Raw genomic sequence first — 19,084 nt, 5'->3', positions numbered from 1 at the left:
AATGCCCGAAGTCACCTATACCGCGGCGTTGATCGCGGGCCTTGTCAGTTTTCTGTCGCCGTGCGTTCTGCCGCTGGTGCCGCCTTATCTCGTCTATCTGACGGGAGCGACCCTCGACGATCTCACCTGCGCCGAGGCCAATCCCTCGCTGGTGAAACGCGCCGTGCTGCTGGCGCTGGTTTTCGTCGCGGGATTTTCCACGGTGTTCATCGCGCTCGGGGCCTCGGCCTCGGTGATCGGGCAGGTGGTACGCGTCCATTCCGCCACGCTGTCGATGGTTGCCGGCGTGGTGATCATCGTCATGGGCCTGCATTTTGTCGGCCTGTTCCGCATTCCCATGCTCTACCGCCAGGCGAAGCTGGAGCATCAGCCGCGATCTGGTCCGGTTGGCGCCTATGTCATGGGGCTGTGCTTTGCCTTCGGCTGGACGCCCTGCATCGGCCCGGTGCTGGCAGCGATCCTGGCGGTCGCAGCGTCCGAAACCACGGTGGTGAAGGGCGCGACCATGCTGGCCGCCTATTCCGCAGGCCTCGGCATTCCCTTCATTGTCGCGGCGGTGGCGATCAAGCCGTTCCTGCGCTTCGCGGCGGCCGTGCGCCACCGCCTGCGCATGGTGGAAGTGGTGATGGGCGTGCTGCTGGTCGCCACCGGCATCGCGTTTCTCACCGGACAGATGAGCAGCTTCGCCTTCTGGATCCTCGAGACGTTCCCGGGCCTGTCGAAGTTCGGGTGAGGTGAGGCGAGTGCTTGCGCTGCCGCGAGCCCACCCGGCCTGTCTTTGACGTTCTGCGACCGGCGACCGGGCGCGATCTTCACCTCTCCCCGTTGGGGAGAGGTCGCCTGAGGCGAAGCCGAGGGCGGGTGAGGGGACGAATGCTCGTCGCTTGAGCTGCGGCGGCACCGTCCTCACCACGCCGAACTCGCCCCCTCACCCGATCCTCGCATGCGCTCGGATCGACCTCTCCCCAACGGGGAGAGGTGAAGAATTGCGCCCGGCCCCATCGGGCTGGACCTCTTTTCAAACCCCCCAACGAAAACCCCGCCCGGATCACTCCGGACGGGGCTCGATAGTCGTCTGGAACGGCAGGCAAACCCGCCGCGTCAGTCTCAGTTCTCGGTATAGGTGACCTTGCCGTCGGCGCCACGGCGCCAGGTGTAGGTCACGTAGTCGGCGCGGGTGATGTCACCCTTCTTGTCGTAGGATATGTCGCCGATGACCGTCTTGAAGGTGACGCCCGAGCGCATGTACTCGGCGATCTTCTTGGGGTCGAGCGAGTTGGTGGCAATGGCCGCCTGCTGGAAGATCTGCACCGCAGCGTAGCTGTAGAGCGTGTAGGCCTGCGGCTCGAACTTGCGGACCGAACGGAAGCGCTCGACGATGGCGGCGGCTTCCGGACGACGGCGCGGGTCCGGCGGGAAGGTCATGAGCGTGCCGACGGCGCCGGGACCGGCAATGGCGGCGAACTCGTCGTCGGCAATGCCGTCGCCCGACATCAGCGGCGCGGTGACGCCCTGGTCACGCATCTGGCGGACGATCAAGCCGCCTTCCGTGTGCAGGCCACCCCAGTAGACGATGTCGACATTGGCTGCCTTGAGCTTGGAGATCAGCGCCGAGAAGTCCTTCTCGCCGGTGTTGACGCCCTCGTAGATCACTTCCTTGACGCCGGCGGCGTTGAGCGCCTTCTGCGTCTCGTCGGCGAGGCCTTTGCCGTAGGTGGTCTTGTCGTGAACGATCGCGATGCGCTTGCCGGCGAAGTTGGCACGCAGATAGGCCGCGGCCACAGCGCCCTGTTGGTCGTCACGGCCGCAGGTGCGGAACGCGTTCCAGAGGTTGCGCTCGGTGATGCGGGGATTGGTCGCCGAGGGGGTGATGAACACCATGTTGTTCTCGGCATAGACTTCGGATGCCGGCATGGTGACGCCGGAATTGAAGTGGCCGACCACGAAGCGGATGCCGTCGCCGACGAACTTGTTGGCAACGTTCACGCCCTGGCGGGGATCGGAGACGTCGTCACCAACGGCCAGCGTGATCTGCTGGCCGAGGATGCCGCCGGCTGCATTGATGTCGGCAACGGCCTGTTCGACGCCATTGCGCAGCTGCGCACCGAAAGCGGCGTTCGGACCGGTGATCGGTCCTGCGACGCCGAGACGGATCTGGGCCGAGGCGGGTACCGCCATGACCAGTCCCATGCCGAGCATCAGCCCGGCGATCATCTTGTTCTTCATCTCTCATCCTTCCGAAGAGGGGGGGCACGAGTGGCTGGACGCCCCGGTTGAAGAGCGAGATTGTCGCCCCTGGACCAGATCGAACACCGTTTCGTGCGACTTGTCAGCCCGTCCAATCATTTCCTGCTCGCTATCAGGATTGTCCCGGAGGGGAGGACAACGGGGCCGGCCGCTCGGCGAAGCTGAACGGGCCAGTGCGTTGGTAGAGCCACCAATATTGTGTGGTCATCATGCGGGTGCGCGTGGCGCGCCAGGCGGCCAGCGCGATGATCATCAGCAGCACCGTGTCGGCGATGTAGAAGCGGGCCGAGAACAGGGTGCCGTGAAACAGGGCGAAATGGACGAAGCGGACAGCCAGGCCAAGGACCAGGACATAGACCACGGTCTGCGGGACATCGCGCCAGGTCTCCGCGCAGGCCTTGCCGGTCATGAAGGCCAGCCAGCCGCCGATGACCAGGGTCACCAGCACGAAGAACCAGGGGGAGGGCTCCTCGAACAGGATGCCGCGCAGTGGCGTCAGGGCGGTCTCGACGAAATAGTAGACGACTGAGGCGACGAGCCGCAGCACGGAGATGACCACGGCGGCGCGAATGAGCGGGTGCCACTCGGCGTACGGCTTGCTCCGGCTGAAGAGCGCACCCAGGCCGGCGATCGCGAAGATCGATCCGAAAATGACCCAGGCGATGGTGGTTGCGGTTGCGCCCATCAGTGCCGGCCTCCCTCGAGATAGGCTGCCTTCACTTCCTCGCGCGCCAGCAATTCCTTGCCCGTGCCCTGCATGGTGACGGTGCCATTGACCAGCACATAGCCGCGATGGGCGAGCTTCAGCGCGTGATAGGCGTTCTGCTCGACCAGGAAGACGGTGAGCCCCTCGACCCGGTTGAGCTCGCGAATGGCGTTGAAGATGCCAGCGACAATCAGCGGTGCGAGGCCGAGCGAAGGCTCGTCCAGCAGCAGGAGCTTCGGCCGCGACATCAGCGCGCGGGCGATTGCCAGCATCTGCTGCTCGCCGCCCGACAGTGTGCCGCCGCGCTGGTCGCGCCGCTCCTTCAGCCGGGGAAACAGCGCGAAGACCTTCTCAAGGTCGTCGGCGAAATGTTTCTGATCGGTCAGGGCCGCGCCCATCTGCAGGTTCTCGAAGACCGACATGCGGGCGAAGATGCGCCGGCCCTCGGGCGACTGGGCAATGCCGCGCCGCATGATCTCGTGGGTCGGCATCCGCGTGATGTCCTGCCCGTCATAGATGATCTGGCCGCGCCGGGCCTGCGGGCTGCCGCAAATGGTCATCATGAGGGTCGACTTGCCGGCGCCATTGGCGCCGATCAGGGTGACGATCTCGCCGGACTGGACGTCGATATCGATGCCCTTCAAGGCCTGGATCGAGCCGTAGAAGGTTTCGACGCCGCGGACGGTCAGAAGTTCGGTCACAGGCCGACCTCCGCTTCCACCTTCTCGACCTCGTCATCGTCGACGCCGAGATAGGCGGCGATCACCTTGGGGTCCTCGCGGACTTCAGCCGGCGTCCCGTCGGAGATCTTGGTGCCGTAGTCGAGCACGACCACATGGTCGGAAATCTCCATCACCACGCTCATGTCGTGTTCGATCAGCAGCAGCGAGGTGCCATGCTCCTCGCGGATGAAGCGCAGCAGGGTGTTGAGGACTGCGGATTCGCGCGGGTTGAGGCCGGCGGCGGGCTCGTCCAGGCAGAGCAGTTCCGGTTCGGTGCACATGGCGCGCGCGATCTCCAGCGCGCGCTGGGGTCCATAGGAGAGATCGCCGGCGGGATCGTCGGCACGGTCGGTGAGGCCGCATTTGTCGAGCCAGTAGGCGGCCTTCTCGGTCGCGTGGCGCTCGGCCGCTCCATAGCCGGGCAGGCCCAGAATGCCGCCGATCGACCAGCCGGAGGCCTTCATCAGCACATTGTGCTGGGCGACCAAGAGGTTCTCCAGAACCGTCATGCCGGAGAACAGCCGGATGTTCTGGAAGGTCCGCCCCACATGGGCTTCGGCTGCGATGCGGAAGTCGGGCAGGCGCTCCAGCAGATGCTCCGCGCCGGACTTGCGGCGCATGGTGATGCGACCCTGGCTCGGTTTGTAGAAGCCGGTGATGCAGTTGAACACGGTGGTCTTGCCGGCGCCGTTCGGGCCGATGACCGCGGTGATCTCCCCGCGCCGGGCTTCGAACGACAGGTCGTTGACGGCGACGAGGCCGCCGAAGCGCATGGTCAGATGTTCGACGGTGAGGATCGGATCGCTCATCCATGGCCCTCCTTGACGTGGGCGGAGGAGACGAGCCGCCGCGTCTTCAGGAAGGCGGTGGGCATGCGGGTGGAAACGAAGCCGCGCGGCTTCCAGATCATGATCGCCACCATGGCGAAGCCGAAGATCAGCATGCGGTACTGCACGGGATCGAAGTCGTTGCCGAAGATCGCCTTCATCCAGTCGAGCTCGCGCAGGAGCTCGGTGCCGCCGATCATGGCGACGGCGGCGATGGCCGTGCCCAGCAGCGAGCCCATGCCGCCCAGCACCACGATGGCAAGGATCGTCGCCGATTCCATGAAGGTGAAGCTCTCGGGCGAGATGAAGCCCTGACGCGCGGCAAAGAACGAGCCGGCGAAGCCGCCGAACATGGCGCCGATGGCGAAGGCCGTGAGCTTGGTGTTGACCGTGTTGATGCCAAGCGAACGGCAGGCGATCTCGTCTTCGCGCAGCGCCTCCCAGGCGCGCCCGACCGGCAGGTGTCGCAGCCTCATGGACACCCAGGCGGTGAGCAGCGACAGGCAGACGATGACGTAATAGAGGAACATCGTCCGGTAGACCGGCGAGAATTCCAGCCCCCAGACTGCGGCAAATCCGGTATCGGAGGCGTTGAACGGCGTGCCGAAGAAGGTCGGCCGGGGGATGGTCGAGATACCCTCGTAGCCGTTGGAGAATTCCTTCCAGTTGATCAGCACGAGCCGGATGATCTCGCCGAAGGCGAGCGTCACGATCGCGAGATAGTCGCCGCGCAACCTGAGCACCGGAAAGCCCAGCAGCACGCCCCACATGGCGGCGAGGATGCCCGCTACCGGCAGGCAGACCCAGAAGGCCCAGGGGCCGAGCACGGGAAAGGTCGCGGGGATCACCTGGGTGGCGAGCAGCGCATAGGCATAGGCGCCGACCGCGTAGAAGGCGACATAGCCGAGGTCGAGCAGGCCTGCGAGACCGACCACGATGTTCAGGCCCCAGGCCAGCATGATGTAGATCAGGATCTGGATGCCGAAATTGTCGATCCATTTCAGCGCACCGGAGCCACCGGTGACCGAATAGATCATCAGCGGATACATGAAGAGGACCACGAGGCCGGCGGCCGGCAGGCCGTCCCGGACGGTCTTCGGCAGCACGAAGGTGGAGGCCGCCTTGGGCTGGTCGCTGCGCGCGCGGGTGGAATAGAGCGAGATCAGGAATCGCCCGGCGGCCACCAGGGCGACAATGATCGCCAGCAGGCCCCAGCGGTTTTCCAGAACCAGCCGGTTCTGCATGTCCTGAACGGTCTTGAAGCCGATCAGCGGGCCGAACACGCCGGTGGCGATCAGGCCGGAGAAGAAAGCGTCCTTCAGCGCGGCCGATACGCGGGACGGACTGGCAGCGGCGGGAATGTCTGTCACGGCTCAGACCTTCTCGACGTCGGGGCGGCCGAGAATGCCCTGGGGCATGAAGATCAGCACGATCGCGAGGATGGAGAAGGCGGCGACATCCTTGTACTCGACCGAGAAATAGGCCGACCAGAAGGTTTCGATCAGGCCGATCAGCAGGCCGCCAAGGACCGCGCCCGGCAGCGAGCCGATGCCGCCAAGCACGGCGGCCGTGAAGGCCTTGACGCCCGGCGTGAAGCCGTCGGCGAAGTTCACCACGCCATAATAGACGAGGTAGAGCGTGCCGGCGACGGCGGCGAGCGCCGCGCCCATGATGAAGGTGATCGAGATCGTGCGATCGACATCGACGCCGAGGAGGGCCGCCATCTTGCGGTCCTGTTCGCAGGCGCGTTGTGCCCGCCCGAGCGGGGTCTTGGCGACCACCCACCAGAAGACAGTCAGCAGCACGGCGGTGACCACGGCGATCAGGATCTGCTTGTAGGACAGGGTCACCGCATAGGTGCCGTCATTGTAGAGGATCAGGACGGTGTTCAGGATCGGGTCGACGGCCTTGTTGCGCGGACCCTGGGCGACCTGGACGAAGTTCATCAGCAGGATCGACATGCCGATTGCGGAGATGAGCGGCGCGAGCCGGAACGATCCACGCAACGGCCGGTAGGCAATGCGTTCGATGGTCCAGTTGATCAGGGAGGTGAACACCATCGAGACGATGAGCACGATCAGCAGCGCCAGCAGGACCGATCCGACGCCGAGCCAGGTGGTCACCACCATCAGCGCGATCAGCGCTATGAACGAAGACACCATGAACACGTCGCCATGGGCGAAGTTCACCATGCCGATAATGCCGAAGACCATCGTGTAGCCGATGGCAATGAGCCCATAGATCGAGCCGAGCGTGAGCCCATTGATCAGCTGCTGGAAGAAGACTTCCATGCCGACACCACCCCTTCATATCCCCTCGGCGCCGAAGGAGCGCCGCACCCTGGTCTCGAGGCTCCACGACTGATGCGCGGTTGAAGTGCCTTCCGAACGGGCGTGATGAAATGGGTAGCAAGCGTTGACGCAAGCGACAATGGCCGATTGGAGTTTTTTCAACCGTCGCGATGCCGCAGCACAGGCTTGTTAATCATGCCGGCTCGCGAAGCCTTAACCCGCGCCATGTCAGGGTTTTCCTCGCATGCAGCCCTGCCGGTCTTTGCGGGGATGCGGGCGGGCGCCTATATCAGGCGAGATATCGGGGATCTCCATGGACGGCGGAATGGATCAAGCATTCGCAGCGGTTGGACTTGGCGCAACGCCCGAGGCCTATCGCAACGGCATGGCGCAGGTCGCCGGCCACGTCCATGTCATCACCACCGCGGGGCCGGCTGGCTCGAGCGGCTTCACGGCGATCGCGGTTGCCTCGGTCTCCGACGACCCGCCCACGCTGCTGTTCTGCATCAACCGTCAATCGACCAATGGCCCGCTGATCGAGGCCAATGGCGTGTTTGCCATCAATGCGCTTGCCGCTGGCGCCAGCGATCTCGCCGAGACCTTTGCCGGCCGGCGCGGACAAAAGGGCTCCGAGCGGTTCCGCGAGGGCCGCTGGACCACGCTGACAACCGGCGCGCCGATCCTCGAGACGGCGCTGGCAAGCTTCGACTGCCGTGTCGTCGAGGCGCGCCCGATCGCCACCCATCTCGTCGTGATCGGCAAGGTCGAGGCGGTTCGGGTCGGCGGGGAGGGCGCGGCGCTCGCCTATTTCGGCCGGGCCTACCGGGATATTCCCCGCGACTGAACGAGCTCCCGTTTCTGGGCAGGTTGTAGAAGAGCGTCCTTCGAGGCTCGCCTGCGGCTCGCACCTCAGGATGAGGTGTGGTTGGATTCGCGCTAGCGAGAGGACCGAACTCTCCTGCTTCTCACGAGGACCGGTCAGCACTCGCCCCACCTCATCCTGAGGTGCGAGGCATAGCCGAGCCTCGAAGGACCTTTTCCCTCTTCAGCAGGAGGCCCATCGTGAGCGAACCAGCCGCGTCCCATCCATCGGCCTTCCGTGGCATCAAGGCGATCGACTACACCGTCGTCTTCGTCCGTGACATGGGCGCGATGCGCCACTTCTACGAGCGGATCCTCGGTTTTCCGCTGGAGCGCGAACTCTCGCCCGGCTGGATCGAATATCGTGTGGGCGGCAACATCCTGACGCTGGCGCAGCCGTCGCGGGTGGCAGGCGACCCGCCGACGCCTCGGGGGAGTGCCTCCCTACAACTCGCGTTCAAGGTCGAGGCCCCGGATGTCGACCGCTGCGCGGCCGAACTGGTCAGCCATGGCGTTGCGCTGCTGGAGCCGCCGACAGACCAGCCGTTCGGCCACCGGACACTGTTCTTCCGCGATCCCGACGGCAATCTTCTGGAGATCTTCGCCGACATCTGACGCGCGGAAAGTCCGCCGCCGCGTCTTAAGGTAAACAAAGCCTTTCGATTGTGTCCCTGACACCGCTTGTGTTCAGTTCTGTCCCATAATTCCCAGTCTTTGGGATGCGGGATGCATGACATGCACAAGTGGTTCGTAAGCCGGCCAAGTAATCTTGCCCATTGTCTCGCCATTGGCTGGGGTCTGTGCTTCCTTGTCGACGGGCTGCTGCGGCTCTTCGTTCCCACCAAACTTTGGCTGTTCCGCGCGATCGGCACGAATATCGAGCCGCATATGGCGCAGATCTTCTCGGGCATGGGTTGGCCGATCCTGAAGCTCTACCTGCTCCTGCCGTTCGTCGGCTGCCTGGAACTGACCATCGCGGCCTTTCTTGCCGCAGCCTTATACGAGATGCGCAGTCTCGACAGCGATGACAGCATTCCCGGCACGGCGATGCTGGCCATGGGCCTCGCCATGGCGCTGGCCGGTCTCGGCGTGATGGCAGCGGCGGGCGTCGCCAGCGGACACGCCAAGCAGGTGATTGGCGCGATCTGGCCTCTGGCGATGGCGCTTGCGGCCAGTCTGCTGGCTGTCCTGGGCGAACGCGCCGAAGGGGAACGCCGGTTCGAATAGGGAAAGCGCGAAGACCGCAAGATTGCGGCTTCGGCAAGCCCTCAGAAAGGGCCGGCTCAGCGCAAGCGGAAGCGGCCGGTGCTCGTCTGCCCCCTCAGGTCTTGATGCCCAGTTCCGCGAAGACTTCCTTCGCTTCCTTCACCGCCGTGTTGGCAGCGGGAACGCCGGCATAGATGGCGATCTGAAGGCAGACCTCCTTGATGTCGTCGGTGGTGACGCCATTGGCGAAGGAAGCCCGGCAATGGAGGCGGAACTCCTCCCAGCGGCTCATCGAGGCGGTCATGGCCAGCACCAGGAAGCTGCGCGTCTTGCGATCGAGGCCGGGCCTGGTCCAGATCTCGCCCCAGGCGTAGCGGGTGATGAGGTCCTGGAATTCGGTGGTGAAGCTGTCGCGCGACGCCAGCGACCGGTCGACATGGGCATCGCCCAGCACGGCGCGGCGCACCGCCAGACCCTTCTCGAAACGTTCCTTCTCGTCCATGGCGTTCATCCCTTCAGAAAGCTCGTGAGCGCGGCGGTAAACGCCGTCTCATCTTCGATATTGGAGAGGTGGGCGGCATCGAGCTCGACATAGCGCGCGCCGGGAATCGCATCGCCGATCTCGCGGCCGCGGGCCGGCGGGGTCGAGCCGTCATGGGTGCCGGAAATGACCAGGACCGGATTGGTGATGGAGCGGATCGGCTCGCGCTGGTCCATGTCGCGGATGGCGGCCGAGGCCGAGGCATAGCCCTCGGGCGGCGTGGTGTTCAGCATCTCGACGATCTCGGCGACGGCGGCCTTTTCGGCGGTCTGGAAGCGCTTGGTGAACCAGCGATCGACGATGGAGGGGATGAGCGAGGACAGCCCGTCCTTTTTGACGATGGCGATGCGCTGATTCCACAGGTCCGGCGGCTGCATCGAGGCGGCGGTATTGCAGAGAACGACCTTGTCGAAGCGGTCGCGATGGTGGGTCGCCGCCCACATGCCGCTCATGCCGCCCATCGATAGGCCGCACCAGTCGGCCTTGGCGATGCCGAGATGGTCGAGAAGCTCGATCGCGTCGAGGGTGAGGCGGGCAAAGCTCGTCGGCCCGACCTGCACCTCGCTCTGGCCATGGCCGCGCTTGTCGTAGCGGATGACCCGGCGGATCGCCGAGAGAGCCGGCATCTGGCGGTCCCACATTTCCAGCCGCGTGCCGAGCGAATTGGACAGAATGAGCGCGGGTTTGCTGCCGCCCGTGTCCTCGTAGCGCAGTTTCAGGCCGTCGGACGTTGTGAAGAAGGGCATGGACGTGGCGGCTCCCGGTGGTCTTTTGACGCTGACCTTAGGACGGAGGAGGCCGCTTGTGGAAGAGACCCAGCCATGCTGGCGGCCGCATACGGATGGGCCTCATGGCCGCTTGACGCGCAGTTCGGAACAGGTCCAAACTACATTTGAGCCGAAAACATAGGGTTTCCGGTGATGAAAGCCGAGCGGTCGCATCAATAATCGGCCGAAAGTGCCAGTTTGCGATCGCTTTTGAGGGAGGAACGCCCATGCCGACGGTGACCCTGACGGTCAACGGACGCTCGGTCACGGCCGACGTCGATGCGCGCACGCTGCTGGTACAGCTCTTGCGCGAAAATCTCCACCTCACCGGGACCCATGTCGGCTGCGATACCTCGCAGTGCGGCGCATGCGTGGTCCATGTCGACGGCAAGGCAGTCAAGTCCTGCACCACGCTTGCGGTGCAGTGCGATGGCGCCAGTGTCGTCACCATCGAGGGGCTCGCCCAGGACGGCAAGCTCCATCCCATGCAGGAGGCCTTCCGCGAGCATCACGGACTGCAATGCGGGTTCTGCACGCCGGGCATGATCATGTCGGCGATCGACATCGTGAACCGCAAGGGCGCGGTCGACGAGCACACGATTCGTGAGGAGCTGGAGGGCAATATCTGCCGCTGCACCGGCTACCACAACATCGTGAAGGCTGTCGAAGCCGGAGCCCAGGCGATGACCGGCAAGGCGCCGGCCCGTCAGGCTGCCGAGTAACGGCCGGCGCGGCCTGCCAAGGCCCGTTCACGTCTGTCTGAACCGCATTCCACATTGTCTCGAGCGCTCCTTGAGGGAGATTCGCCATGACCGTGACTGCAATCGGCGCCGCCGTGCGTCGCAAGGAAGACCATCGTTTCATCACCGGCAAAGGCCAGTACACCGACGACATCAACCGTCCCGGCCAGACCCACGCCTATTTCCTCCGCTCTCCCCACGCCCACGCCACCATCAAGAAGATCGACATTTCCAAGGCCTCGGGCATGCCCGGCGTGGTCGGTATCTTCTCGGGCGAGGACACGTCCGGCGTCGGCGGCCTGATCTGCGGCTGGATGATCCATTCCAAGGACGGCACGCCGATGAAGTCCGGCGTGCACCCGGTTCTGGCGCGCGGCAAGGTGCGCTATGTCGGCGACCACGTCGCGGTGGTAATCGCCGAGACGCTCTCGCAGGCCAAGGACGCGGCGGAAGCCATCGTCGTCGACTACGGCGTGCTTGCTGCCAATGCCGACACTGCCAAGGCCCAGGCCAAGGGCGCGCCGCTCGTCCATGACGAGATCCCCGGCAACACGGTCTATGACTGGCATATCGGCGACAAGGCGGCGACGGAGGCAGCCTTCAAGGCGGCCAAGCACGTCACCCGCATGGACATCATCAACAACCGCCTCGTGCCCAACGCGATGGAGCCCCGGGCGGCGATCGGTGAATATGATTCCGGCAACGACCAGCTGACGCTGCACACGACCAGCCAGAACCCGCATGTGGCGCGGCTGATCATGTCGGCGTTTCTGGGGATCGCGCCCGAGCACAAGCTGCGCGTCATCGCTCCCGATGTCGGCGGCGGCTTCGGTTCGAAGATCTTCGTCTATGCCGAGGAGACGGTATGTCTCTGGGCCGCCCGCAAGGTGAACCGTCCGGTCAAGTGGACGGCTGATCGCACGGAGGAATTCCTGGCGATCGCTCATGGCCGCGACCACGTCACCCACGCGGAACTTGCCACCGATGCGGATGGCAAGATCACGGGTCTGAGGGTCAAGACCATCGCCAATATGGGCGCCTATCTCTCGACCTTCGCGTCCTCGGTGCCGACCTATCTCTACGCGACGCTCTTGTCGGGCCAGTACGCCATCCCGGCCATCTATGCCGAGGTGGATGCGGTCTATACCAACACCGCGCCGGTCGATGCCTATCGTGGGGCAGGGCGGCCGGAAGCGACCTTCGTGGTCGAGCGGCTGGTGGAGAAATGCGCCCGCGAGCTCGGCATGGATCCGGCGGCGTTCCGCAAGCGCAACTTCGTCTCGAAGTTCCCGCATCAGACGCCGGTGATCATGGCCTATGACGCCGGCGACTATAAGGCGTCGCTCCTGAAGGCCATGGACATGGCCGACGTGAAGGGCTTCGGCAAGCGCCGCCGGGAAGCCGCCCGCCGCGGCAAGCTCAGGGGTCTCGGCTATTCCACCTATATCGAGGCCTGCGGCATCGCACCCTCGCAGGCGGTGGGTTCGCTCGGCGCCGGCGTCGGCTTGTGGGAATCGGCGGAAGTCCGAGTCAATCCAGTGGGTACGGTCGAAGTGCTCACCGGATCGCACAGCCACGGCCAGGGCCATGAGACGACCTTCGCCCAGCTGGTCTCGGCCCGTCTCGGCATCCCGATCGACAATGTCTCGATCGTCCATGGCGACACCGACAAGGTGCAGTTCGGCATGGGCACTTACGGTTCGCGCTCGGGCGCGGTCGGCATGTCGGCGATCTCCAAGGCGCTCGACAAGGTCGAGGCCAAGGCCAAGAAGGTAGCAGCCCATGTGCTTGAGGCGGCGGAAGCCGATATCGAGTTCAAGGACGGCCATTTCACGGTCAAGGGCACCGACAAGACGGTCGATTTCGGCACTGTCGCGCTCAATGCCTATATCGCCCACAAGTTCAATCCGCAGGAGCTGGAGCCCGGGCTGAAGGAGGGATCGTTCTACGATCCGACCAACTTCACCTTCCCCGCCGGCTGCCATATCTGCGAGATCGAGGTGGACACCGATACGGGCGTGTCGACCATCGTGAAATGGACGGCAGTCGACGATTTCGGCAATGTCATCAACCCGATGATCGTCGAGGGGCAGGTCCATGGCGGCATCGCCCAGGGTGTCGGCCAGGCGCTGATGGAAGGCGCCATCTACAACCCTGACGGCCAGCTCGTGACCGCCTCCTACATGGACTATTGCATGCCGCGTGCCGACAACCTGCCGTCCTTCGACGTCGGGATGACGGTGACGGCCTGCCCGTCCAACCCGCTCGGCATCAAGGGCTGCGGTGAGGCCGGCGCGATCGCCGCTCCGCCCGCCGTCATCAATGCCCTGACGGACGCCCTCGGCACCGAGGACATTCCGATGCCCGCGACCCCCCAGGCCATCTGGCAGGTCATCCAGAAACTCGCGAAGACGGCCAAGGCGGCCGAGTAAGGTTTGAGGAGGAACTCATGTATCCTTTCAAGTACCACAAGGCCGCAACTGTCCGCGGCGCCGTCTCGCTCCTGAAGAAGGCCGAGGATCCGAAGCTCCTGGCCGGTGGCCACACGCTGATCCCGACCATGAAGCAGCGGCTCGCGAGCCCGAAGACGCTGATCGATCTCGCCGGCGCAGGCCTGTCGGGCATCGAGCAAAAGGGCCGCACCATCGTGGTCGGCGCCATGACGACCCATGCGGATGTGGCGAACTCGCCCGTCGTGCAGGCAGCCCTTCCGGCGCTCGCCTCGCTCGCCGGCAATATCGGCGACCCGCATGTCCGCCATCGCGGCACGATCGGCGGCTCGCTCGCCAACAATGACCCGGCCGCCGACTATCCGGCTGCCGTCCTGGCGCTGGGCGCGACCGTCCACACCAACAAGCGCAAGATTGCGGCCGACGAGTTCTTCGCCGGCATGTTCTCGACCGCGCTCGACGAAGACGAGATCATCACCAAGATCGCTTTCCCGGTTCCGGGCAAGGCGGCCTATGTGAAGTTCCCCAATCCCGCCTCGCGCTATGCGCTGGTCGGTGTCTTCGTCGCCAAGAAAGGCCGCGCGGTGCGTGTCGCCGTGACGGGTGCCGGTTCGGGTGGCGTGTTCCGCCACGCGGCCATGGAAGAGGCGCTGTCCAAGCGCTTCAACGCCAAGGCGCTGGATGGGGTTGCGACCGATGCCGCCGATCTCAACGGCGATATCCATGCGTCGCCCGAATATCGCGCCCATCTGGTCGGTGTCATGGCCAAGCGCGCTGTTGCCGCCGCCTGATCCTGCGGAAATCACAATGATGAAGGCCCGGAGGAGCGATCTTCCGGGCTTTTTCGCGCGTGGCGCGGATTATCTGGCCGGACTGGGTTGATGAATCTTCAGCACCTGAACCAATTCGCCGGTCTTGCGGTAGGCGACGCAGCGCAGCATGCCGATCGGCCCCTGGATCGTCAGATCGCGCGAATAGTCGCGGGTCAGCGCGGGAAGGCATTCCTCGGCCGTGCCGTAGCTGCGCATCGACTGCCAGCCGCGAGCGCGTGACGGGTCGGCGGCGGTATATTCCAGCCTCACGATGTCAGCGTGTTTCGGGTTCATGTAGGCCCGTGCACTGCTGACGACCTGATCGACCTGACTGGGGAAAAACAGGACCAGCACGGCAAGCCCGAGGCAGACCGCAACCAGGAAAGTGGTCAAAATCGTGCTGTTGCGCATGCCTGCGCCGCCTTCCATGAATCAGACCAAGGGTGGAGGAACGCCAAGACAGAGCGCTAGCACGGACCTTTTAACAAAAAATCGCGCGAATTTTGTGAAATTTGTTGCGACGCGTCAATCAATCCCTCGGGCTCCAGGGCGAGGGTCAGAGATGCGATCAGATGCGTTGGTCATCGGGGGTGACCCAACGTAAAATGCACTCATCTCCCGCTGGATTCACGACAATGACCCTTGCGCTCGATGCCAGCGTGCTCTGGACTTTCACCCTGATGTGGCTGGCAATCGTGCCAACACCGGGCGCGAATTCGCTGATGGTGACCCATTTGGCCGTGACAAGGCCCGCCGGCGACGTGGCGCTGGCGATCCTCGGCAATCTCTCGGGCATCCTGCTGCTCGCCGCCTTTGCCCTGCTCGGCTGGGCGGCGCTGCTCGAGGCCTTCCCCTGGCTGAGGCTGGCGGTGACGATTTTCGGCGCGCTCTATCTCGTCTATTTCGGCCTGCGGCTAATTGTCCGCGGCCTGGCCGTCTCCAGTTCGCCTGCAGCGGGATCGAACCTCGCGGAGGCGCCGGCAGGTGCGCTCCGCATGATCGGCGTCGGCTTCGTGACGGCCGTGTCGAACGCGCAGGCGATCATCTTCATCACCAGTATCTTCGCCGTCTCGGGCATCCTCAGTGCCTCGGTCGCCACCGGCCTCGTCGCCCTCGTGATCATGATCGGCTGCAACGCGCTCTATCTCGGACTGATCGCCTGGCTGTTCCAGCGCGCCGCGGTCCGGCAGTTCTACCAGCGGTTCCGCCGAGTTCTGGAGGGATCGGTCGGCGCGCTCTTCGTGTTCTTCGGCGGCCGCCTGCTGGTCCGCGCCCTGATCCGCTGAGGTGGCGTTGCCGCAACCGTGATCGACGCTTCGACATTTGAGTGCGGGCATGGCCATGGCTTGCCGCAATCTTGCCAAGCAAGCCCGCATGATGGGGATTCACGCCGAAGCTGCTTCGGCATTTCCGTTGCGCTCCCCCGACGCGAGGCCTTGTCCATGACAGTTCGCCTGCTTCCTGTACCGATCGCCGCCGCCCTTCTGGCTCTGGGGGGCGCAGCCGCCAGCGCCCAGCAGGTGACATTGCGCAACGGCGAGGTCTCGGCGGACTATTCCGTGAGCTTTCTGGGGCTCTCGATCGGTTCGGGACAGATGGTCTCGACCACCACCGACGGGGCGAACTACCGCACCACGCTGAACGCCCGCGTCACCGGCATTGCCGCGATGTTTGCCGGCGGCACTGGCACCGCGGTCGCCCAGGGCCGCGTCGCCGGCGCGCAGGCGGTGCCGACATCGTTCCAGATTCAGGTGAATTCCGGCGGCAAGGTGGAAACCACCGATATCGGGATGGCCGGCGGCAATGTGCGGTCCGTCGTGCGCAATCCCGACAAGCCGCCGCATACGCGGGCAACCCCGGTGACGGAAGCGCATCTGCGCGGCGTGCTGGATCCCCTGTCGGCGGGCATCTTCATCGCCTCGGGCTCGGGACCTGTGGTCGGGGCAGGGGCCTGCGACCAGCGGGTGAGCCGGATCTATAACGGCGTGGTGCGCTTCGACCTGATCTATTCCTTCGTCGAGACGCGGCCGGTCGATATTGCCGGCTACAAGGGCGATGCCGCCGTCTGCCGCGTGCGCTTCGAGCCGGTCGCCGGATACCGCGCCGACAGGAGCGACATCCAGGCCGCGCGGCGGCGCTCGGCCGAGGTCATTCTTGTGCCGGTGACGGGGTCGCGGGCTCTGCTGCCGGCCAAGATCACGCTGACCACCGGCTATGGCACGGGCACGGCGCAGGCGACGCGCCTGGCGCTCGATCCCGGCCAGGCGACGACCCGGCGCGCGTCCAACTGAGCTCTTCAGGGCGCTTCGGGAAATCCAGCGCCGCGCACGGCTGCCGCAAAGGACCGGCTGACCGGCAGACGCCGTCCGTCCAAGAGTTCGACAAGCAGGCGCCCCTCGTCGCGGTGCAGTCGCGCGACCGCACTCCTTGCGACCCAATGCGAGCGGTGGATCTGCAGGCCGTCAGCCCCGTCCAGTTCCCTGACCGCATCTGAAAACCGCAAGAGCACGAGCGTGCTGCCCCTGGCTGTTCGCACGTCGATATAGTGATCCTGCATCGACAAGCTGACCAGATCCCGGCCGATGGAGGGCGGCAGGCGTTCCAGAAACGCAACGGCGCGCATGGCCGGGCGCGCTGGCATGTCGGTGGCCGGCGTGCCGGCCGAACTGCTGTCGTCCTGCAGGAGGCCGACAATTGTCGTGACGGCGAGAGTGATCACCAGGGTTGAAAAGGAGGTTGCCGCGATTGTCGATACAGTCAGCGGCATGCCGCCCAACAGACGGGCCAGTGCCGTCTGAACCAGCGCGAGCGGCAGGGCGGCCGCACATCCTGCGGCCAGCAGGCGCGCCCATCTGAGGTCGACCCTTGGCCGCAAGGCGTAGGACACCGCCACGACAATGAAGATTGCGATTGCCGCATGGCTTGCCACGATCGCGCACCAATAGAGAAGTCGCAGGGCCGGGCCCATGCGCTCGCCGGTGCCAAACGGTGCGACAACCGTCACCGTCACGGCGAGGATGGCGGCGAAAGCCAGGCTCCGGCGGCTCAGAACGATCGCCCGCCATCGACGAAGCGCGAACGTCATGGTGCTGTCGTTCACGAATGATCCATGTCGGTTCGCGAAAAGACTGTTTTCCGGCGGCAGGGACCAGGCCATCTGACGATCCATCCGCCGGCCGCTTCGGGCTGGCTTGACTGGAGCCTGACCCCCATGACCGCAACGACGACCGCCTTCATTTCCGGCATCATCCGTGGAACGCCACTCTGGGTTTGGGGCCTTCTCGGCCTCGTCCTGTTTCTCGGATACATGAACACAAGGGACCGGACAATTGGCGTGTGGCGCGCCCTGATCCTGCCGCTTGCCATGACGGCAACCAGCCTGTCCTTCATGTTCGCCGGAAACATTCGGCCCGAAGCCGTTGCCGCCTGGGCCATCGCCCTGGCGCTGGGGGCAGGGATTGGCCGCTGGAACGGCCTTCACTCCGGCGCCAAGCCCGGCGAACGCCCGATGACCATTCACGTTCCGGGCGAATGGGTGTCCCTGATGTTGATCATCGGCATTTTCGCCAGCCGCTACGCCTCGGCCGTTGCAATCGCCATCTCGCCTGGCCTCACCGCGGATCCGCTGTTCCTTGTCGCTCGCAGTGCGGTGACGGGGCTGCTCGGTGGCATGTTCCTCGGGCGGGGTCTGACCATTGCCTGGCTGGGCCTGAAGGACCGGTGGCAAGGCAGGCTCGCCGCGATCTGAGCGTCTCACATCGGCAAGCGGATCGCCGGGGCAGGGCTCTGTCCCGGCGATTTCGCGCGCAGGCGTCTAGGCCCGTCACCCCACCCCAACCCTCCTGGCAAGCGGGGAGGGAGCTTGGCGCGCCATCGGCTGTCCCGGTCCCAAGACCATCCTACTCCCCATCGCTCCGCAGGCCTCCCTCTCTTCACCCCCTCTCGCGCGATGCGTGTCCTGCGCTATGCTGGGGCGATCCCGCCGGAGTGCCTTCGTGACCGCTGCCCGTCCCATCCCGCTTCCCGCCTCCATCGACGCAACCCTTGCCCTGCTCAACAGCGGCGACTACGTGGCCGACCGGTCGCTGGCGACCGTGCTGTTCCTGGCCCTAAAGATGGGCCGCCCGCTGCTGCTCGAAGGCGAGGCGGGCGTCGGCAAGACCGAGATCGCCAAGGTTCTGGCGAAGACGCTGGGCCGCAACCTCATCCGCCTTCAGTGCTATGAGGGGCTCGATGTCGCGGCGGCTGTGTACGAGTGGAACTACGCCGGCCAGATGATCGAGATCCGGATGGCGGAGGCCGAGGGATCGGTCGACAAGGAGCGGCTGTCGGCCGGCATCTTCTCCGAGCGCTATCTCATCAAGCGGCCGTTGCTGCAGGCGCTGGAGCCCGATGTGCGCGGCCCGCCGGTCCTGCTGATCGACGAGCTCGACCGCACCGACGAGGCCTTTGAGGCCTTCCTGCTGGAGGTTCTGTCGGATTTCCAGGTGACCGTGCCGGAACTCGGCACCATCAAGGCGGCGCAGCCGCCGATCGTCATCGTGACGTCGAACCGGACCCGCGAGATCCACGACGCGCTGAAGCGCCGCTGCCTCTATCACTGGGTCGATTATCCCGATGCGGCCCGCGAACTGGCGATCCTGCGCGCCAAGGCGCCGGGCGCGCCGGAGCGGCTGACCCGCGAGATCGTCGCCTTCGTCCAGCGGCTGAGGAAGAGCGACCTGTTCAAGGTACCGGGCGTTGCCGAGACGATCGACTGGGCCACCGCACTGACCGAACTCGATGCCGTCGGCCTCGATCCGCAGGCCGTCACCGACACGCTGGGCGTGCTCTTGAAGTATCAGGACGACATCGCCAAGTTGCAGGGCGTGGAAGCCAAGGCGATCCTCGACGAGGTGAGGGCGCAACGCTGAC

Annotated in this window: 21 protein-coding genes; 11 read left to right on the top strand and 10 right to left on the bottom strand. The window is 65.1% G+C overall.

Annotation, left to right across the window (positions count from 1 at the left end; genetic code table 11):
* Position 1: 1 nt before the first annotated feature.
* The gene (locus E8L99_RS20655) at positions 2–733 is read left to right on the top strand and encodes a cytochrome c biogenesis CcdA family protein (RefSeq protein WP_137101318.1); all 732 of its coding nucleotides are present in this window, start codon (positions 2–4) and stop codon (positions 731–733) included.
* 374 nt (positions 734–1,107) lie between these two features.
* Here the strand turns inward: E8L99_RS20655 and E8L99_RS20650 are convergent, their stop codons facing one another.
* The 6 genes from E8L99_RS20650 to E8L99_RS20625 all read right to left on the bottom strand — a co-directional run bounded on the left by E8L99_RS20650 (position 1,108) and on the right by E8L99_RS20625 (position 6,793).
* On the bottom strand, positions 1,108–2,226 hold the full coding sequence (locus E8L99_RS20650) for a branched-chain amino acid ABC transporter substrate-binding protein (protein ID WP_137101317.1): 1,119 nt from the start codon (positions 2,224–2,226) through the stop codon (positions 1,108–1,110).
* A 133-nt stretch (positions 2,227–2,359) separates the two neighbouring features.
* Positions 2,360–2,737, bottom strand: coding sequence for a DUF6867 family protein (locus E8L99_RS20645; protein WP_137102224.1), 378 nt, complete (start codon positions 2,735–2,737; stop codon positions 2,360–2,362).
* A 194-nt stretch (positions 2,738–2,931) separates the two neighbouring features.
* Entirely contained in the window at positions 2,932–3,654 is a 723-nt protein-coding gene (locus E8L99_RS20640; RefSeq protein WP_137101316.1) for an ABC transporter ATP-binding protein, read from the bottom strand.
* A complete protein-coding gene (locus E8L99_RS20635) occupies positions 3,651–4,484 on the bottom strand; it encodes an ABC transporter ATP-binding protein (protein WP_137101315.1) in 834 nt (277 codons plus the stop codon). Before E8L99_RS20635 ends, E8L99_RS20640 begins: the two co-directional genes overlap by 4 nt.
* Positions 4,481–5,872, bottom strand: a complete 1,392-nt coding sequence (gene livM / locus E8L99_RS20630; protein ID WP_137101314.1) for a high-affinity branched-chain amino acid ABC transporter permease LivM — start codon at positions 5,870–5,872, stop codon at positions 4,481–4,483. The genes E8L99_RS20635 and livM overlap by 4 nt, the downstream gene beginning before the upstream one ends.
* A gap of 3 nt (positions 5,873–5,875) precedes the next feature.
* Positions 5,876–6,793 carry an ABC transporter permease subunit gene (locus tag E8L99_RS20625; RefSeq protein WP_137101313.1) on the bottom strand — a complete coding sequence of 306 codons (918 nt, stop codon included), beginning with the start codon at positions 6,791–6,793 and terminating at the stop codon, positions 5,876–5,878.
* A 325-nt stretch (positions 6,794–7,118) separates the two neighbouring features.
* Between E8L99_RS20625 and E8L99_RS20620 the strand changes: the two genes are divergently transcribed.
* From E8L99_RS20620 to E8L99_RS20610, 3 genes are all read left to right on the top strand, one after another.
* On the top strand, positions 7,119–7,637 hold the full coding sequence (locus E8L99_RS20620) for a flavin reductase family protein (RefSeq protein WP_137101312.1): 519 nt from the start codon (positions 7,119–7,121) through the stop codon (positions 7,635–7,637).
* 218 nt (positions 7,638–7,855) lie between these two features.
* Positions 7,856–8,269: a VOC family protein gene (locus E8L99_RS20615; protein WP_252511175.1), complete on the top strand. Its 414-nt coding sequence runs from the start codon at positions 7,856–7,858 to the stop codon at positions 8,267–8,269.
* A 120-nt stretch (positions 8,270–8,389) separates the two neighbouring features.
* Positions 8,390–8,881: a hypothetical protein gene (locus E8L99_RS20610; protein ID WP_137101311.1), complete on the top strand. Its 492-nt coding sequence runs from the start codon at positions 8,390–8,392 to the stop codon at positions 8,879–8,881.
* 94 nt (positions 8,882–8,975) lie between these two features.
* On the opposite strand, the gene pcaC is transcribed toward E8L99_RS20610, so the two are convergent.
* Entirely contained in the window at positions 8,976–9,362 is a 387-nt protein-coding gene (pcaC, locus tag E8L99_RS20605) for a 4-carboxymuconolactone decarboxylase (RefSeq protein ID WP_137101310.1), read from the bottom strand.
* A 5-nt stretch (positions 9,363–9,367) separates the two neighbouring features.
* A complete protein-coding gene (pcaD, locus tag E8L99_RS20600) occupies positions 9,368–10,147 on the bottom strand; it encodes a 3-oxoadipate enol-lactonase (RefSeq protein ID WP_137101309.1) in 780 nt (259 codons plus the stop codon).
* Between the two features lie 248 nt (positions 10,148–10,395).
* Here pcaD and E8L99_RS20595 point away from each other — a divergent pair, with 248 nt between their 5' ends.
* From E8L99_RS20595 to E8L99_RS20585, 3 genes are all read left to right on the top strand, one after another.
* Positions 10,396–10,890, top strand: coding sequence for a (2Fe-2S)-binding protein (locus E8L99_RS20595; RefSeq protein WP_137101308.1), 495 nt, complete (start codon positions 10,396–10,398; stop codon positions 10,888–10,890).
* 86 nt (positions 10,891–10,976) lie between these two features.
* Positions 10,977–13,340 carry a xanthine dehydrogenase family protein molybdopterin-binding subunit gene (locus E8L99_RS20590; RefSeq protein WP_137101307.1) on the top strand — a complete coding sequence of 788 codons (2,364 nt, stop codon included), beginning with the start codon at positions 10,977–10,979 and terminating at the stop codon, positions 13,338–13,340.
* 17 nt (positions 13,341–13,357) lie between these two features.
* A complete protein-coding gene (locus E8L99_RS20585) occupies positions 13,358–14,149 on the top strand; it encodes an FAD binding domain-containing protein (RefSeq protein ID WP_137101306.1) in 792 nt (263 codons plus the stop codon).
* A 69-nt stretch (positions 14,150–14,218) separates the two neighbouring features.
* Here E8L99_RS20585 and E8L99_RS20580 read toward each other — a convergent pair whose 3' ends face one another.
* On the bottom strand, positions 14,219–14,581 hold the full coding sequence (locus E8L99_RS20580; protein WP_137101305.1) for a hypothetical protein: 363 nt from the start codon (positions 14,579–14,581) through the stop codon (positions 14,219–14,221).
* Positions 14,582–14,805: 224 nt separating this feature from the next.
* Here E8L99_RS20580 and E8L99_RS20575 point away from each other — a divergent pair, with 224 nt between their 5' ends.
* Positions 14,806–15,456, top strand: coding sequence for a LysE family translocator (locus E8L99_RS20575; RefSeq protein WP_168201762.1), 651 nt, complete (start codon positions 14,806–14,808; stop codon positions 15,454–15,456).
* Between the two features lie 156 nt (positions 15,457–15,612).
* Entirely contained in the window at positions 15,613–16,461 is an 849-nt protein-coding gene (locus E8L99_RS20570) for a DUF3108 domain-containing protein (protein ID WP_137101303.1), read from the top strand.
* A 5-nt stretch (positions 16,462–16,466) separates the two neighbouring features.
* Here the strand turns inward: E8L99_RS20570 and E8L99_RS20565 are convergent, their stop codons facing one another.
* Positions 16,467–17,255, bottom strand: a complete 789-nt coding sequence (locus E8L99_RS20565; RefSeq protein WP_168201761.1) for a LytTR family DNA-binding domain-containing protein — start codon at positions 17,253–17,255, stop codon at positions 16,467–16,469.
* A gap of 126 nt (positions 17,256–17,381) precedes the next feature.
* On the opposite strand from E8L99_RS20565, the gene E8L99_RS20560 reads away from it, so the two are divergent.
* Positions 17,382–17,918: a DUF6622 family protein gene (locus tag E8L99_RS20560; RefSeq protein ID WP_137101301.1), complete on the top strand. Its 537-nt coding sequence runs from the start codon at positions 17,382–17,384 to the stop codon at positions 17,916–17,918.
* Between the two features lie 247 nt (positions 17,919–18,165).
* On the top strand, positions 18,166–19,083 hold the full coding sequence (locus E8L99_RS20555) for an AAA family ATPase (RefSeq protein WP_252511174.1): 918 nt from the start codon (positions 18,166–18,168) through the stop codon (positions 19,081–19,083).
* Position 19,084 lies beyond the last annotated feature (1 nt).

Source organism: Phreatobacter aquaticus, assembly GCF_005160265.1.
Classification (GTDB): Bacteria; Pseudomonadota; Alphaproteobacteria; order Rhizobiales; family Phreatobacteraceae; genus Phreatobacter; species Phreatobacter aquaticus.
Note: the sequence above shows the minus strand (reverse complement) of the source record. Positions and strands in the feature narration are given on the sequence as shown.